General features: G+C 52.8%; 13 protein-coding genes. 7 read left to right on the plus strand and 6 right to left on the minus strand.

Annotated features, from left to right (window positions below; translation table 11 throughout):
* Positions 1 to 5 precede the first annotated feature (5 nt).
* Positions 6 to 2,108, minus strand: a complete 2,103-nt coding sequence (fusA, locus tag ACMHLI_RS11480; RefSeq protein ID WP_413529589.1) for an elongation factor G — start codon at positions 2,106 to 2,108, stop codon at positions 6 to 8.
* Positions 2,109 to 2,358: 250 nt separating this feature from the next.
* Here fusA and ACMHLI_RS11485 point away from each other — a divergent pair, with 250 nt between their 5' ends.
* The gene (locus ACMHLI_RS11485; protein ID WP_413529590.1) at positions 2,359 to 2,712 is read left to right on the plus strand and encodes an ArsR/SmtB family transcription factor; all 354 of its coding nucleotides are present in this window, start codon (positions 2,359 to 2,361) and stop codon (positions 2,710 to 2,712) included.
* Here ACMHLI_RS11485 and ACMHLI_RS11490 read toward each other — a convergent pair.
* Positions 2,709 to 3,626 carry a LysR family transcriptional regulator gene (locus ACMHLI_RS11490; RefSeq protein ID WP_413529591.1) on the minus strand — a complete coding sequence of 306 codons (918 nt, stop codon included), beginning with the start codon at positions 3,624 to 3,626 and terminating at the stop codon, positions 2,709 to 2,711. The two genes, ACMHLI_RS11485 and ACMHLI_RS11490, sit on opposite strands and share 4 nt — an antisense overlap.
* Positions 3,627 to 3,775: 149 nt before the next feature.
* On the opposite strand from ACMHLI_RS11490, the gene ACMHLI_RS11495 reads away from it, so the two are divergent.
* A complete protein-coding gene (locus tag ACMHLI_RS11495) occupies positions 3,776 to 4,333 on the plus strand; it encodes a chromate transporter (protein ID WP_413529738.1) in 558 nt (185 codons plus the stop codon).
* On the plus strand, positions 4,333 to 4,851 hold the full coding sequence (locus ACMHLI_RS11500) for a chromate transporter (protein WP_413529592.1): 519 nt from the start codon (positions 4,333 to 4,335) through the stop codon (positions 4,849 to 4,851). Before ACMHLI_RS11495 ends, ACMHLI_RS11500 begins: the two co-directional genes overlap by 1 nt.
* Positions 4,852 to 4,910: 59 nt before the next feature.
* On the opposite strand, the gene ACMHLI_RS11505 is transcribed toward ACMHLI_RS11500, so the two are convergent.
* Positions 4,911 to 5,198: a Bor family protein gene (locus ACMHLI_RS11505; protein WP_112168066.1), complete on the minus strand. Its 288-nt coding sequence runs from the start codon at positions 5,196 to 5,198 to the stop codon at positions 4,911 to 4,913.
* Between the two features lie 257 nt (positions 5,199 to 5,455).
* Here ACMHLI_RS11505 and ACMHLI_RS11510 point away from each other — a divergent pair, with 257 nt between their 5' ends.
* The 3 genes from ACMHLI_RS11510 to ACMHLI_RS11520 all read left to right on the plus strand — a co-directional run bounded on the left by ACMHLI_RS11510 (position 5,456) and on the right by ACMHLI_RS11520 (position 10,979).
* Entirely contained in the window at positions 5,456 to 7,414 is a 1,959-nt protein-coding gene (locus tag ACMHLI_RS11510) for a glycoside hydrolase family 3 protein (protein ID WP_413529593.1), read from the plus strand.
* 382 nt (positions 7,415 to 7,796) lie between these two features.
* Positions 7,797 to 9,914 (plus strand): TonB-dependent siderophore receptor, encoded by a 2,118-nt coding sequence (locus tag ACMHLI_RS11515; RefSeq protein WP_413529594.1) that lies wholly within the window; start codon positions 7,797 to 7,799, stop codon positions 9,912 to 9,914.
* A gap of 411 nt (positions 9,915 to 10,325) precedes the next feature.
* The gene (locus ACMHLI_RS11520) at positions 10,326 to 10,979 is read left to right on the plus strand and encodes a hypothetical protein (protein WP_413529595.1); all 654 of its coding nucleotides are present in this window, start codon (positions 10,326 to 10,328) and stop codon (positions 10,977 to 10,979) included.
* Positions 10,980 to 11,036: 57 nt separating this feature from the next.
* Here ACMHLI_RS11520 and ACMHLI_RS11525 read toward each other — a convergent pair whose 3' ends face one another.
* Positions 11,037 to 11,531 carry a DUF523 domain-containing protein gene (locus ACMHLI_RS11525; protein ID WP_413529596.1) on the minus strand — a complete coding sequence of 165 codons (495 nt, stop codon included), beginning with the start codon at positions 11,529 to 11,531 and terminating at the stop codon, positions 11,037 to 11,039.
* Positions 11,532 to 11,707: 176 nt separating this feature from the next.
* On the opposite strand from ACMHLI_RS11525, the gene ACMHLI_RS11530 reads away from it, so the two are divergent.
* Positions 11,708 to 12,160, plus strand: a complete 453-nt coding sequence (locus tag ACMHLI_RS11530) for a GNAT family N-acetyltransferase (protein WP_413529597.1) — start codon at positions 11,708 to 11,710, stop codon at positions 12,158 to 12,160.
* 241 nt (positions 12,161 to 12,401) lie between these two features.
* On the opposite strand, the gene ACMHLI_RS11535 is transcribed toward ACMHLI_RS11530, so the two are convergent.
* Entirely contained in the window at positions 12,402 to 12,938 is a 537-nt protein-coding gene (locus tag ACMHLI_RS11535) for a GNAT family N-acetyltransferase (protein ID WP_413529598.1), read from the minus strand.
* Positions 12,939 to 13,136: 198 nt separating this feature from the next.
* Complete coding sequence (locus ACMHLI_RS11540) at positions 13,137 to 13,625, minus strand: OsmC family protein (protein WP_413529599.1); 489 nt, start codon at positions 13,623 to 13,625, stop codon at positions 13,137 to 13,139.
* Positions 13,626 to 13,707: the final 82 nt, after the last annotated feature.

The following is a 13,707-nucleotide window of genomic DNA, read 5'->3' on the forward strand; positions in this document are numbered from 1 at the left end:
AATCATTAACCACGCGATGCAATGATGTTTTCCGCGACGTTGCGAGGTGCCTCGGCGTAGTGGTTAAACTCCATGCTGTAGGTTGCACGCCCCTGCGACATGGAGCGCAAAACGGTGGAATAACCGAACATCTCAGAGAGTGGCACTTCGGCTTTGATGATTTTACCGCCGCCGCCCGCAATCTCGTCCATGCCCTGAACCGTGCCGCGACGGGAAGATAAATCGCCCATCACGCCACCGGCGTACTCTTCCGGAGTTTCCACCTCCACTTTCATCATCGGCTCGAGGATAACCGGATCCGCCTGCCTGGCCGCTTCTTTGAATCCAAAGATGGCCGCCATTTTGAATGCCATCTCCGAAGAATCGACCTCATGGTATGAGCCGAACGTCAGCGTGACTTTCACATCCACCACCGGATACCCGGCCAGAATGCCGTTGTTCAGCGCTTCCGTGACGCCTTTCTCGACGGCCGGAATAAACTCACGCGGCACCACGCCGCCCTTGGTGGCATCGGCAAACTGGAAACCCGTCCCTGCCGGTAACGGTTCAAGCGTAAAGACCACGTGGCCGTATTGCCCTTTACCGCCGGACTGACGCACAAACTTACCGTCCACATCTTTGACCGTTTTACGCACCGTCTCGCGATACGTCACCTGCGGTTTACCGATGTTGGCTTCAACGCCAAACTCACGTTTCATGCGGTCAACAATAATTTCCAGATGCAACTCACCCATCCCGGAAATGATCGTCTGACCGGACTCTTCGTCAGTCCGGATTCGGAACGACGGATCCTCTGACGCCAGCCGCGAGAGCGCAATGCCCATCCGTTCCTGATCGGCTTTGGTCTTCGGTTCGATGGCCTGCGAAATCACCGGTTCTGGAAATTCCATGCGCATCAAAGTAATGATGTCGGTCGGATCGCATAACGTTTCACCGGTGGTGACATCCTTCAGCCCGACACACGCCGCAATATCACCGGCGCGGATCTCGTCGATCTCAATCCTGTCGTTGGCATGCATCTGCACAATACGGCCGATGCGTTCTTTTTTGCCGCGAACCGGGTTATAAACACTGTCGCCTTTTTTCAGCACGCCGGAATACACGCGTACGAACGTCAGCTGACCGACGTACGGATCCGTCATCAGTTTGAACGCCAGCGCCGAGAACTTCTCGCTGTCGTCAGAATGGCGGAAAATTTCGTTACCGTCTTCGTCAGTGCCCGCAATCGGTGGAATATCCAGCGGCGAAGGCATCAGTTCGACCACGGCGTCGAGCATGCGCTGTACGCCTTTGTTCTTGAAGGCACTGCCGCACAGCATCGGCTGGATTTCACCGGCGAGGGTGCGAATACGCAGACCCTCGGTGATCTCGTCCTCGGTCAGCGCGCCCTCTTCAAGATATTTATCCATCAGCGCATCTGTGGCTTCGGCAGCGGCTGAGACCATTTTCTCGCGCCACTCTTCTGCCAGCGTCTGCAACTCAACGGGGATCGGCGCGTAGCTGAACGTCATACCCTGGGTTTCGTCATCCCACAAAATGGCGCGCATTTTGCGCAGGTCGACCACGCCGGTGAAGTGCTCTTCGCTGCCGATCGGGATAACAATCGGAACAGGATTGGCTTTCAGGCGATCGATCATCATCTGGCGTACACGAAAGAAATCTGCGCCCTGACGATCCATTTTGTTGACGAAGGCCAGACGCGGCACTTTGTATTTATTCGCCTGACGCCAGACGGTTTCAGACTGGGGCTGCACGCCGCCGACCGCGTCATACACCATCACCGCGCCGTCGAGTACCCGCATGGAACGCTCCACTTCAATGGTGAAATCCACATGCCCCGGCGTATCAATAATGTTGATACGATGTTCATCAAACGAATGATCCATTCCGCGCCAGAAACAGGTCACAGCCGCCGACGTTATGGTGATGCCGCGTTCCTGCTCCTGAGCCATCCAGTCCGTGGTCGCACCGCCGTCATGCACTTCGCCCAGCTTATGGTTCATGCCGGTATAAAAAAGAATACGCTCGGTGGTGGTGGTTTTACCTGCGTCGATGTGTGCTGAGATACCGATATTCCGGTAGCGCTCGATTGGCGTTTTGCGAGCCATATAACGTCCTTACTGGTTGATGGCTAAGTTGGCGGGAAGTGGTTTCACGGCCCGTCACAAAGTTCTGGGTTGTCGATCATAAGTAATAAAATTCTTAACACGGAGAGTATACTACAATTGTACGAGTATATTCGTACAATTAGTTTTTTCTATCGATGAAATTGGCCTGGAGCCTTCGCGTTGTACAGCGGCGAAGGGATAGGCTATATTGCGCGGCCGCCGATAAATGCACCTTAATGAGGATAAGCCAATGATAGCCAACCACCCTGAGCGCGAGCAGATCCGGCTCGAAAATGTGCTGACGGCGCTGGGAAATCCGCTGCGCCTGGCAGTTGTTCGCACGCTGGCCAAAGGCGGTGAACACCCCTGCGGCACCCTGTTGCAGGGTTTATCGAAATCGACGCTCACTCACCACTGGCGCGTGCTGCGTGAGAGCGGCGTGATCTGGCAACGTCCGGACGGACGCGCGAACTTACTCTCTTTGCGCCGCGAAGACCTCGACGCCCGCTTTCCCGGCCTGCTCGATTCCCTGCTAAACGCCATCGAATCCGACGGCATCACGCTGGAATCCACCCAGAAGCATATCTCCGGGCAGCACCTTTAAGTGCCGCTAAGCTGTGATTTCAACAGCTGACAGAACGTATTAATTATAGACGATGCGTGACTGTCCTCCCTGCGGGCGAGATACAGCGGCGCGCTGAGCTGTGTGCTCGCTGCCAGCGGCAGAAAAACTACGCCGTCGCCGCCCAGCCGGGTCATAAATTCCGGCACAATCGAAATCCCCAGCCCTGCCCCCACCAGACTGAGGCACGACGTCAGCCGTGGCGCTTCCTGCACAATGTGCGGGCTGAATCCGGCGCGGACATACGCGGCAAGGATCGCATCATACAGCCCTTGCCCCGCCCGCCGCCGGTATAAAACGAAAGGCTCGTTGCTAAGATCCTCCAGCTTAAGCGGCTGCTCAGCAGGTTGTGCCGCCAGCCGGTGTCCGGCAGGCACCGCCACCCACATCGGCTCTTCCAGCACTTTTTCCATCACCAGCTCCGGCATGTCTTTCACCCGCATACGCACGAAGGCGACATCCAGCTGCCCGGCGACCACCGCCGACAGCAGTTCCCCGCTGCCGTTCTCTTCCAGCTGCGTGCTGACCGAAGGATAAATCTCGCGATAGCGCCGCAAGAGCGCGGGGACAAAGGTATGCAGCGCGGCGGAGCTGGTGAAACCGATGCGGATCCGCCCCTGCTCGCCGAGCACAGCTCGCTGCATGGCCGCACTCAGTTGCTCGGCGCGTGCCAGCACTGCGCGGGCTTCGTGCAGCAACACTTCTCCGGCTTCGGTCGGGATCACCCCGCGTGGCAGGCGCTGCAACAGCGGCACGCCGAAATCCTGCTCAAGCGCCTGCAACAGGCGGGTCAGCGGCGGTTGCTGGATAAACAACAGTTCGGCGGCGCGGGTGATACTTCCGGCTTCCACCACGGTGACAAAGGCGTTCAGACGTTTCAGTTCAATCATTGCCATACTCTCCGGGTATCTTTCACCACTATTATAGGCATTAGACATCATGGCATGTCCGCGCGCATCATCCTTATGAAATTTATGCCTTTGGCGTGTTTGGATACTATTGTTGGGAGAGTGGGAAAATGGCCGATTTATCGCAGGAAAAAATAATGCTCGATGCCGGTAATGACACTGCGCCGCAGCCTGACTGCGGACAACTGTTTATGGGATTTTTTGTGCTCGGGCTGACCGGGTTTGGCGGCGTGCTGCCGATGGCGCGCCACATGCTGGTGGATAAACGCCGCTGGCTGACGGCGGATCAGTTCACTGAATTACTCGGGCTGTGCCAGTTTTTGCCGGGCGGCAACATCATCAATTTGTCAGTCGCCTTAGGAATGGAGTTTCGCGGGCTGCGCGGCGCGCTTTCCGCCATTCTCGGGCTGATCCTCGCCCCGACGATTTGCGTGGTGTTACTCGGCCTGGTGTATGCGCGCTATCAGAATGAGCCGATGGTGGAGCATTTGTTCGCCGGTATGGCGGCAGCGGCGGCCGGTTTACTGCTTTCGACCGGCATCAAAATGCTCAGCCCACTGCGTGGGAAATGGCTCCAACTGGCGCTGGTTGCCGCGGGCATCGTCGCCATCGCCCTGTTTCGTATTCCGATGTTGCCGGTCATGCTGGTGCTGGCGCCGGTCAGTATTTTCATCTGCGCAAAAGGGAAATTCTGATGACAGTTCTCTTCTCTCTTGCCCTGTTATTTACCGAGCTTTCCCTGCTGGCCTTCGGCGGCGGCAACACGATTTTGCCCGAGATGCAGCGTGCCGTAGTGGACGTGCATCACTGGATGAGCGCGCAGGAGTTCAGCGCCCTGTTTGCGCTGGCACAGGCGGCACCCGGCCCGAATATGATGATCGTACCGCTGATTGGCTGGCAGGTGGCCGGATGGTCAGGGTTGCTGGTGTCATCGCTGGCCAAGTTCGGTCCGTCTTCCATTGTGACGCTGATCGTCATGGGTGGCTGGAAACGCTACAAAGACCGCCCGTGGCGGCAGGTTATCCAGCGCGGGCTGGTGCCGGTCACCGTCGGACTGGTGGTATCGAGCGGGTTGCTGATCGCCGAAGCGTCGGCCACCACCGCGCTCATGGGCGGCATCATCATTGTGTGTACCCTGCTGGCGATGAACAAACGGATCCATCCGCTGTGGGTGCTGGCAGTGGGCGCGTTGCTGGGGCTGCTGTTGGGGTAGATGTTGGGGAAAAAGAAAAGGCTGCCGTTTGGCAGCCTGAATCATTCGAACAGGATAACTTAAGAACAGAACACGCGTGCTTCACGTGGGGTATAGATACCGAACGTTACCAGACCCAGAAGACCGTTAACAAAAGTCTGTTGAGTTTCAACGCGAACGACTTTATCTGCACCACCGCAGACTTTCGCAGCATCGATGGATTTCTTCTGACCAATACCGCTGACGAAGAAGTGATGCGTGGTCACTTGCTTAGGCGCAGTGGCAATACCCTGACCCATGTTGAAAGTTTGCTGCGCACAGCCGGATAACAGTACGGCAACGGCCGCAGCAAAAATAACTTTTTTCATGACAATCCCTTATAGAAGACCCAAATGGCCATTAAGAACCCGTTTCAGCCTGCCGGTACGCTCTTTTTATAAAAACTACACAACCGGCAGGCTAATTTTGGTTATCGGAGAGTTTACGGAAATATTTAGGCAGAAGAAGGAAAATCATCGCAAATAATGTGGATTTTTAATTGCGAACTTGATCGCAACATCTCTCCGGCAAATAGAGTATTAATCCGATATTGAGTATCTATATATATCAATCATTAAGGATGATAATGAAAATTAAACCTCTTAGCCTCGCCGTTACTGCCCTTCTGCTTTCAACTACTGCCTCTGCCGATAATACTCAGCCCGAACTCAGCCAGCGTGAAGTGACGCTGCTGACCGTCGATGGCCTGCAGTTTAAAGATCTGAATCATTCCGGAAAACTAGAACCCTACGAGGACTGGCGGCTTACGCCACAAGAACGCGCAGCAGATCTGGTCAAACGCATGACGCTGGAAGAAAAAGCGGGCGTGATGATGCACGGTTCGGCACCGACGGCCAACAGCCCGATCGGCGCAGGCACACATTATGATATGGCCGCCGCGAGAAAGATGATCGAAGGCGCCAAAGTGAACAGCCTGATCACCCGGCTGTCAGCAGACGACCCGGCGGTGATGGCGGAAGAAAACAACAAACTCCAGCAAATCGCCGAAACCACGCGGCTGGGCATTCCGGTCACCATCAGCAGCGATCCGCGTAACTCGTTCGAATATCTGATTGGTGCCAGCACCTCTTCCGGCAAGTTCACCCAATGGCCGGAAACGCTGGGGCTGGCCGCGATTGGCAATGAGAAAGTCACCCGCCGCTACGCCGATATCATCCGTCAGGAATATCTGGCGGTCGGCATCCGCGAAGCTCTTTCGCCGCAGGCGGATCTGGCCACCGAACCGCGCTGGGCACGCATCAGCGGCACTTTCGGAGAAGACCCGACCCGCGTTCATAATATGGTGCGCGGCTATGTCGAAGGGATGCAAAACGGCGCAGACGGCCTAAATCCGGGCAGCGTCATTTCGGTCGTCAAACACTGGGTCGGCTATGGCGCGGCTGAAAACGGTTTCGACAGTCACAATGTTTACGGCAAGAACGCCGTGTTCCCCGGCAACAATCTCAAAGAACATATTTATCCGTTTACCGGCGCGTTTGAAGCCAACGTTGCCAGCGTCATGCCGACCTACTCAATCCTGAAAAATGTCTCCATCGAAGGCAAACCGCTGGAGCAGGTGGGCGCAGGCTTTAGCCATCAGCTCCTGACTGATATTTTGCGCGGACAATATGGCTTCAAAGGCGTGATCCTCAGCGACTGGCTGATCACCAGCACCTGCGATGACGTCTGCATCAACGGCGCGCCGGAAGGCACGGAGCCGGTACCGGGCGGAATGTCGTGGGGAGTCGAAGATCTGACGCCGCAGCAGCGATTCGTCAAAGCGGTGAAGGCCGGTGTCGATCAGTTTGGCGGCGTCACCGACTCCCAGCTGCTGGTCAGCGCGGTGAAAGAAAAACAGCTAACGCAAGCACGCCTGAACGAATCGGTGATGCGCATTGTTGAGCAGAAATTCCAGACCGGTTTGTTTGAAAATCCTTACGTCGATGTGCAAAAAGCGGTGCAAACCGTCGGACGAGCTGACTGGCAGAAAGAAGCCGACGCCGCACAGGGGCATTCGCTGGTGCTGCTGCAAAATTCCGGTGATGTATTACCGCTGAAAAAAGGCCAAAAAATCTGGCTATACGGCATCGCACCGAAAGCCGCCGAAGCTGCCGGTTTTACCGTAGTTGATTCGCCGGAGAAAGCCGATGTGGCCCTTATCCGCGCGCAGACCCCGTATGAAAAACTGCATCATGCGTGGTTCTTCGGTAAACGTCATCACGAAGGATCGCTGGAGTTTACCGGCGATAATGCAGATTATCAGGCCATCGTGAACGCCAGCAAACATGTGCCAACAGTTGTGACGGTGTATCTCGATCGCCCGGCAATTCTGAGCAACGTGAAGGATAAAGCCAAAGCCATCGTGGGGAATTTTGGCGTCAGCGATGCAGTGCTGTTTACCCGCCTCACCAGCGGCGAAGCCTTTACCGGCAAACTGCCGTTCGAGCTGCCGTCCTCTATGGACGCGGTGCTAAAACAGCAATCAGATATGCCGCACGACAGCGAATCTCCGCTGTTTGATATCGGGTTTGGGCTGGCGCGCTAGTTCCTTCAATAATCTGCGCCGTCACGGCTTTTGTCGTGGCGGCGTATCTCCTGACAATTATCTGCACTGCCATTCATCCCCCTTTACGCTAGTCACATCCCCGAACATCCCCTCCGTTTCGCTCAAACAAAACCACAAAACCCATGATTTTCATGCGGATAAAATGTAGTCACTTCACACTTTTTGAATAAAGTTCACTTGAATTTGTAAAATAATAATGATAACAATTATCATTAAGTTTAACATTCGTCTCGTTTTCGTAAATACCCAGCCTTTTTATGGCCGGGCTTTCGTGCGGAACGTGGTTGGCTTCTGGGTTTATTTACACACGCATCAATTAATTACCCGATTATTGATCGGGTTATTTATAGGGATTATTACTATGTTGTTGGCTTTTCCCCTCAAACGCTCGGTGCTTTTGTGCGCCATGGCCGTGGCCGTTCCGGCTTCCTCTTTGGCCGCAGAAGATACAGTGGTTATCAAGGCATCACAGGCTGATACCGCTGATGCTCCGACGCAGGGTTACAGTGCAAAAACGTCGAAAAGCGCGACCAAAACCGACCAGCCGTTAATCACTACCGGCCAGGCTGTTTCCGTCGTGACCCGTCAGCAGATGACCGATCAGAACGCTACAACGGTCAACGCCGCGCTGAACTATACGCCGGGCGTTTTCACCAACTTTGCCGGTGGCGCAACGCGTTATGACACCATCTCCCTGCGTGGCTTCCACGGCGGCGACGTCAACAACACCTTCCTTGATGGCCTGCGTATCCTGAGCGATGGTGCGAGCTATAACTCCATTCAGGTCGATCCGTGGTTCCTTGAACGTATTGATGTGGTGAAAGGCCCGTCCTCTGCCCTTTATGGCCAGAGCATTCCCGGCGGTGTGGTGGTTGAAACCACTAAGCGTCCGCAGTTCGCCGAAGAGGGCCATTTCCAGCTTTCCGGCGGCACGCAAAATACCAAGGGCGGCGCATTCGATTACACCAATGCGATCAACGACCAGTGGGCATTCCGCCTGACCGGTATGACCCGCAGCAGCGACACCCAGTACGATCACCAGCGCGAAGAGCGTTATGCGATTTCCCCGCAGCTGATGTGGCAGCCTGATGAAAACACCTCGCTGTTATTGCGCGCCTACCTGCAAAAAGACCCGTCCGGCGGTTATCACGCTGCCGTGCCCGCTGACGGCAGCCTGTATGGCCAGAAACTGAGCCGTGGTTTCTTCGACGGCGAAACGGATCGCAACCAGTTCAAGCGCTGGGAGCAGATCTACAGCTACGAATTCCAGCACGCGTTTAACGACGTCTGGTCATTCCGCCAGAACGCTAACTACACCCATTCCAATACCGAACTGGATCAGGTGTATCAGGCAGGCTGGAACGCGGATCGTACGCTGATGAACCGCTACTATTCCGGTGAAAAATCTTCTCTTGATACCTTCGCGATTGATAACCAGCTTGAAGCCGATTTCGCCACCGGCGAACTGGCACACAAAGTGGTGCTGGGCTTTGACTATTCCCACTTCGTGAATGACCTGAAATCTGATGGCGCAACCGCCGGCACGCTGAACCCGTACACCGGAGTCGGTATCGACACGCTGGATTACTACAGCCACTCGCGCGGCAAAAACCGTTACGAGCAGATGGGCACCTATCTGCAGGACGAAATGAGCTGGAACAAATGGTTCCTGACCCTGTCAGGCCGTTACGACACGCTGAAAACCGACAGCCGCAGCTACGAAAGCATCTACGGCACCGACAGCCACAGCGAGCGTAAAGACAGCCACTTCAACAGTCGCGCGTCACTGCTGTACGCCTTCGATAACGGGATTTCTCCTTACGTCAGCTACAGTCAGGCGATGTCACCTTCTACTTTACCAGGTGCTGGTGGTACATTATTGAAACCAATGGAAAGTGAGCAATACGAAGCCGGGATCAAATACCAGCCAGTCGGCACTTCTGACATATACACCGCTGCCTTGTATGATTTAACTCAAAAAGATGCAGTTAATCGTATTGTTGTTGGAAGTATCTATGAGCCAGCAGGTAAAATCCGTTCGCAGGGTCTGGAGCTGGAAGCTAAGAAACAGGTGACCGAGCGCTTCAACGTGATGGCCGGTTATACCTACAACAAAGTGCGTATTCGTGACGCGGCACAAAATAATGGCAACACGCCATATATCACGCCGAAACAAATGGCATCTATCTGGGGTCAGTATAAGACGCCAGTGGGTGTGGATCTGGGTGCAGGTGTGCGTTACATCGGTACACAGTGGGCGGATAATGAGAACACGCAGCACATGCCTTCCGCTACGCTGGTGGATGCTTCACTGCGTATGAATCTGGTGCAGTTTAACCCGCAGCTGAAAGGCGCCTACGTGCAGCTGAACGCCAATAACCTGTTCGATAAGAAATACGTCGCAGCCTGTTATGGCACCAGCTATTGCTACTGGGGTCAGGAACGTACCGTGGTTGCAACCGTGGGTTACGATTTCTGATAGCTGAAGTGATTGATGGTTTTTCTCCTCCCCCTGCACAGGGGGAGTTGGAGCAAATCGCCTGGAGACGCTTTCAGACCGTCGGCAAATATAACAGACGTAAACATCGCAAAAATTAATACAGATTTACCTCCCCTTCCCCAAGCCGCCCCCCTGGCTGACCGGCGTTATCCAGACACTGCGAATAAGTGAAAATGAAGCGCCAAATAATGGAAGCTATAATATTATTCTTAGTGGTAAAGGAGAACCCGAAGGCAGGAGCGTGTTTTGAACGTGGAGGGTATTATTAAGAATCAATGGAGTGTGTTCGAATAATTTGAGGGAATTAATCCAACCTGAACAATGTTGTCGCAAAGGATCAATACGGTCAGTATGGCGGCTGCCTGACACAATAATAAATAAGGGATTTTAATGTTACGAAAATCGACTCTGATGACTTTACCTTTGCTGACAACGGCGGTATTCCTGCTGACAGGATGTCCCCCACCACCGGATATCACACAGTGGCAGCGTCCTGATACAGACATCGACGGCGTGCGCGTTGCGATGGGTAAATGCGGTGTGCAACTCCCTGGCCCCGATATTCCTAAAACAGATAATGAGTCAGTTCTGTATTATCAATGCATGGAGAATATGGGGTTTACACGTAAAGACGGATTCAAAATTTGTAGCATTCCTATTTACCATGATACACCAGCCTGTATCCAGCAAGAGCAGGGTCATCCCTTAAGTCAGCGCCAGCTGGAGGCGCTGCCTTTTGTCGCAGACAGAGGGTTCCATCCTATCAAGCCAGATTCTGGCATAAGCCCGTTTTCCCTGATTACCTGGCGTAAAAAGGGAGCTTCGCAGCATTTTTCTCATGAAGTTGAAAACGACAAACAAGCGCTGGCGGTGATGTATCAATGTGGTTATCCGCAACCATTGGGCTCAGTGCCTTACGTGCCGACGTTACGCAAAGCTGCGGATGTTCAGCAATGCATGCTGGATAAAGATTTCGAGCCCAAATACAAACTCAATCTGGTATGCCGCAATTATCCGCAAGTTACAGGCTGCCCAAAAACATAACTATTTCCTCTGAGATTAGAGGCTATTTTCTCTTCGTATCTCAATGAAAATATAGGTTCAGCGTTCTTTCTCATCAATCCAGGCAATGAGATCGGCCAGCCTGTTCTCAGAAAACACGGCTATGCCATGTTCAGTAAGCAGGGATGCTGCGACCCCCATACCTGACTTACGCTTGCCGCTAAATGAACCGTCATAGATAAATTGGCTACCGCATGTCGGACTGCCATCGGTTAACAGCGCAGCCGTACAGCCTGACTCCTGAGCGGTACGCAGCGCCAGCCAGGCACCAAGCTGATATTGCTCAGTGACATCTTGCCCGGTAATTTCAAGTATTCTGACCTGCTGCGGCATGACGTCTTTACCTTCAGCAAAAACAATCTCAGCCGGTGGACGTGGCGTTGGCAGCCCGGCGGCCAGTTCAGGACAGTGGATCACAAGACGTTGCTCTTTCTGCCAGCGGTGCAACTGATCGACCATTTGTGCTTTCTCGCTTCCGTCATAGCGTACTTTGAACCCCATAAGGCAAGCACTTACCAGGATTTTATTCATCATCGTTATCGTATATCAGGGCAATTTGAGGCCAGGATTATAACACCTTCGGCTTTATGCACAGACTTAGCTGTGGCAGTGTCAACAGGAAGTTGAGACCAAAGAACAGATGTCCCGTTTGCAGCAAATAAGATTTAAGAGTGTCTGGATTATCCATAGTGAATACAAAGGGACTACTCATGAATATTATCATCACGAACATTACCCCGGATAACCCAGGATTTGGAGAGTTAAAAGCTGAGAGCATGGCTGCTGGATTTAACATGCTACGCAGACTGGAAGAAAACTGGCTGAGCGGGCAAAATCGTTTTGATAAACCGGGTGAGAAACTGTCAGGTTTCTATGCCGATGGATTACTCATCGGCGTGTGTGGATTAAATCAAGATCCTTATATGCCTTCGGCTGGCGCCGGGCGACTCCGTCATCTCTATGTAGGAATTGAATGGAGAAGAATGCAGGTGGGTATCACTCTGCTCAGGGCGATGCTGGCAGGTTCAGGCCGCTGGTTTAATTTTATCAACACAAACGCGCCTCAGTCCGCATTCAGCTTCTATGAACGTGCTGGTTTTATTGCTTTAACTGGCATAGAAAAAGTCACGCACCATCTATGCCTCAGAGACCCAGCGCGATAATACAGTCACGTCCTAGACAGACCGCATATTCTGTCCAGTGAACCAATTTTCAGGAGCGCCTGCCCAGATACAGCCCTGACGCAACCAAACCACTTTCAGGCAAATCAGAGCCATTACAGTTAAATCCGCGCCGCCTTGGCACACTGGGTTTTCTAACCAAGCATGCAGAACGGCGACTGAAACATCTTCAGGAAATCAAAGGAACTGACTGGCAGCTTTGAGCGAAAAGCGGACCTGAGTCCTAAAAGATAACCCACATTGCAACACGTCGCGCCGGAATGAAACCCTTAGAAATCTCTTCAGCAATTAGGCTTACCAGATACGGAGGTTGTGCGTGGCCTTCCACAATATTAAATCCTAATGTACCGTAAAATCTGGCATTAAAAGCGACCATCTTGTCTGTTGTCAGCGTGGCACCAGCCAGACCGCGTTGTTGCCCAGTAAGGAGAATTCTCTCCATAAGCAGTCTGCCGATTCCATTTCGCTGCCATTGCGGATGTACATCAATTTCAGCAATGTGCAGCCATGTGCCTTCAACTTTACCTGCTACAAATCCTACAGGAACTGAATCAGACGTATAGGCCGTTAGTAACAGACCGTTACGACTGAAATTGCTCAGCTCCTCGAGGCTACTTGCCCCCGCCTCGCCTGTTACCGCACCTGCATTACGCAATGTTTCAAAAGCAGCCAGTTCAATAGCGCGAAGCTTGTCAAAGTGCTCAGGATGAGTGGGACCGATAGTGAAATCCATGACTTGGTTCTCAATGAATGATGTCATAATTTTTAGAGCCTTTTGTTCACTATGAGCTGGAAGCAGGAGTGAACCCTTCTCACTGAATGAATCATAACATGATGCATGCTACGTCCGCTTCTGGCACAAAGCAGACATGCACGCGTTGAGCGAAAAGCGGAGGTTTGGCTGATACAGTAAATGTTAGCTATCGTCCGGCTGACCAGCCTTATTCGGCATTGAGTTTTACACCGTTGCAGAATGCGCTTCGTCAGAGATAATAAACTCGGAGTCATAGCTCACAGGGAAGTTTACTGATCTGGCAATAAAGCACACTTTATGGATCTCATGGTGAATAGCCATTGCGGCATCAATATCAGTACCGGCTACGACAGTAATTTTTGGCCTGAGTACGGCGGACAGGAAGCGGCCAGCGCCATTTTTTAACACCTCACCTGTTGCTACCGGTGAATCTTCATAATCCATTACAGTGATGCCCGCATCTGATGCCAGATGTAAATACCACAGCATGTGACATGCAGAAAGAGAAGATATAAGCAGGTCTTCCGGATTCATTTTACCAGGGTCGCCACCCAGTATCGGGTCATTAGAACAATGTATTATTTCCTTTCCAGCGACAGAAATATCCCATGTCCGGTCATATGAACGATACCCTGTTGTCCCTTTGCCCAGATTGCCTGTCCAACATATATGTGACGAATAACTGTGTTCCATAAATTTCCCGCTCCAGTTCTTAATGTCTGCTAGTTAGCAATACACTCTCAGTCGGCCAATGAAATTAATATTTATCTGCTTT

The organism is Rahnella inusitata (assembly GCF_965118895.1).
Classification (GTDB): domain Bacteria; phylum Pseudomonadota; class Gammaproteobacteria; order Enterobacterales; family Enterobacteriaceae; genus Rahnella; species Rahnella inusitata_A.

Coding starts and splice junctions, on each gene's coding strand:
- fusA (WP_413529589.1), bottom strand. CDS start 2,108: ATGGCTCGCAAAACGCCAATCGAGCGCTACCGGAATATCGGTATCTCA.
- ACMHLI_RS11485 (WP_413529590.1), top strand. CDS start 2,359: ATGATAGCCAACCACCCTGAGCGCGAGCAGATCCGGCTCGAAAATGTG.
- ACMHLI_RS11490 (WP_413529591.1), bottom strand. CDS start 3,626: ATGGCAATGATTGAACTGAAACGTCTGAACGCCTTTGTCACCGTGGTG.
- ACMHLI_RS11495 (WP_413529738.1), top strand. CDS start 3,776: ATGCTCGATGCCGGTAATGACACTGCGCCGCAGCCTGACTGCGGACAA.
- ACMHLI_RS11500 (WP_413529592.1), top strand. CDS start 4,333: ATGACAGTTCTCTTCTCTCTTGCCCTGTTATTTACCGAGCTTTCCCTG.
- ACMHLI_RS11505 (WP_112168066.1), bottom strand. CDS start 5,198: ATGAAAAAAGTTATTTTTGCTGCGGCCGTTGCCGTACTGTTATCCGGC.
- ACMHLI_RS11510 (WP_413529593.1), top strand. CDS start 5,456: ATGAAAATTAAACCTCTTAGCCTCGCCGTTACTGCCCTTCTGCTTTCA.
- ACMHLI_RS11515 (WP_413529594.1), top strand. CDS start 7,797: ATGTTGTTGGCTTTTCCCCTCAAACGCTCGGTGCTTTTGTGCGCCATG.
- ACMHLI_RS11520 (WP_413529595.1), top strand. CDS start 10,326: ATGTTACGAAAATCGACTCTGATGACTTTACCTTTGCTGACAACGGCG.
- ACMHLI_RS11525 (WP_413529596.1), bottom strand. CDS start 11,531: ATGATGAATAAAATCCTGGTAAGTGCTTGCCTTATGGGGTTCAAAGTA.
- ACMHLI_RS11530 (WP_413529597.1), top strand. CDS start 11,708: ATGAATATTATCATCACGAACATTACCCCGGATAACCCAGGATTTGGA.
- ACMHLI_RS11535 (WP_413529598.1), bottom strand. CDS start 12,938: ATGACATCATTCATTGAGAACCAAGTCATGGATTTCACTATCGGTCCC.
- ACMHLI_RS11540 (WP_413529599.1), bottom strand. CDS start 13,625: ATGGAACACAGTTATTCGTCACATATATGTTGGACAGGCAATCTGGGC.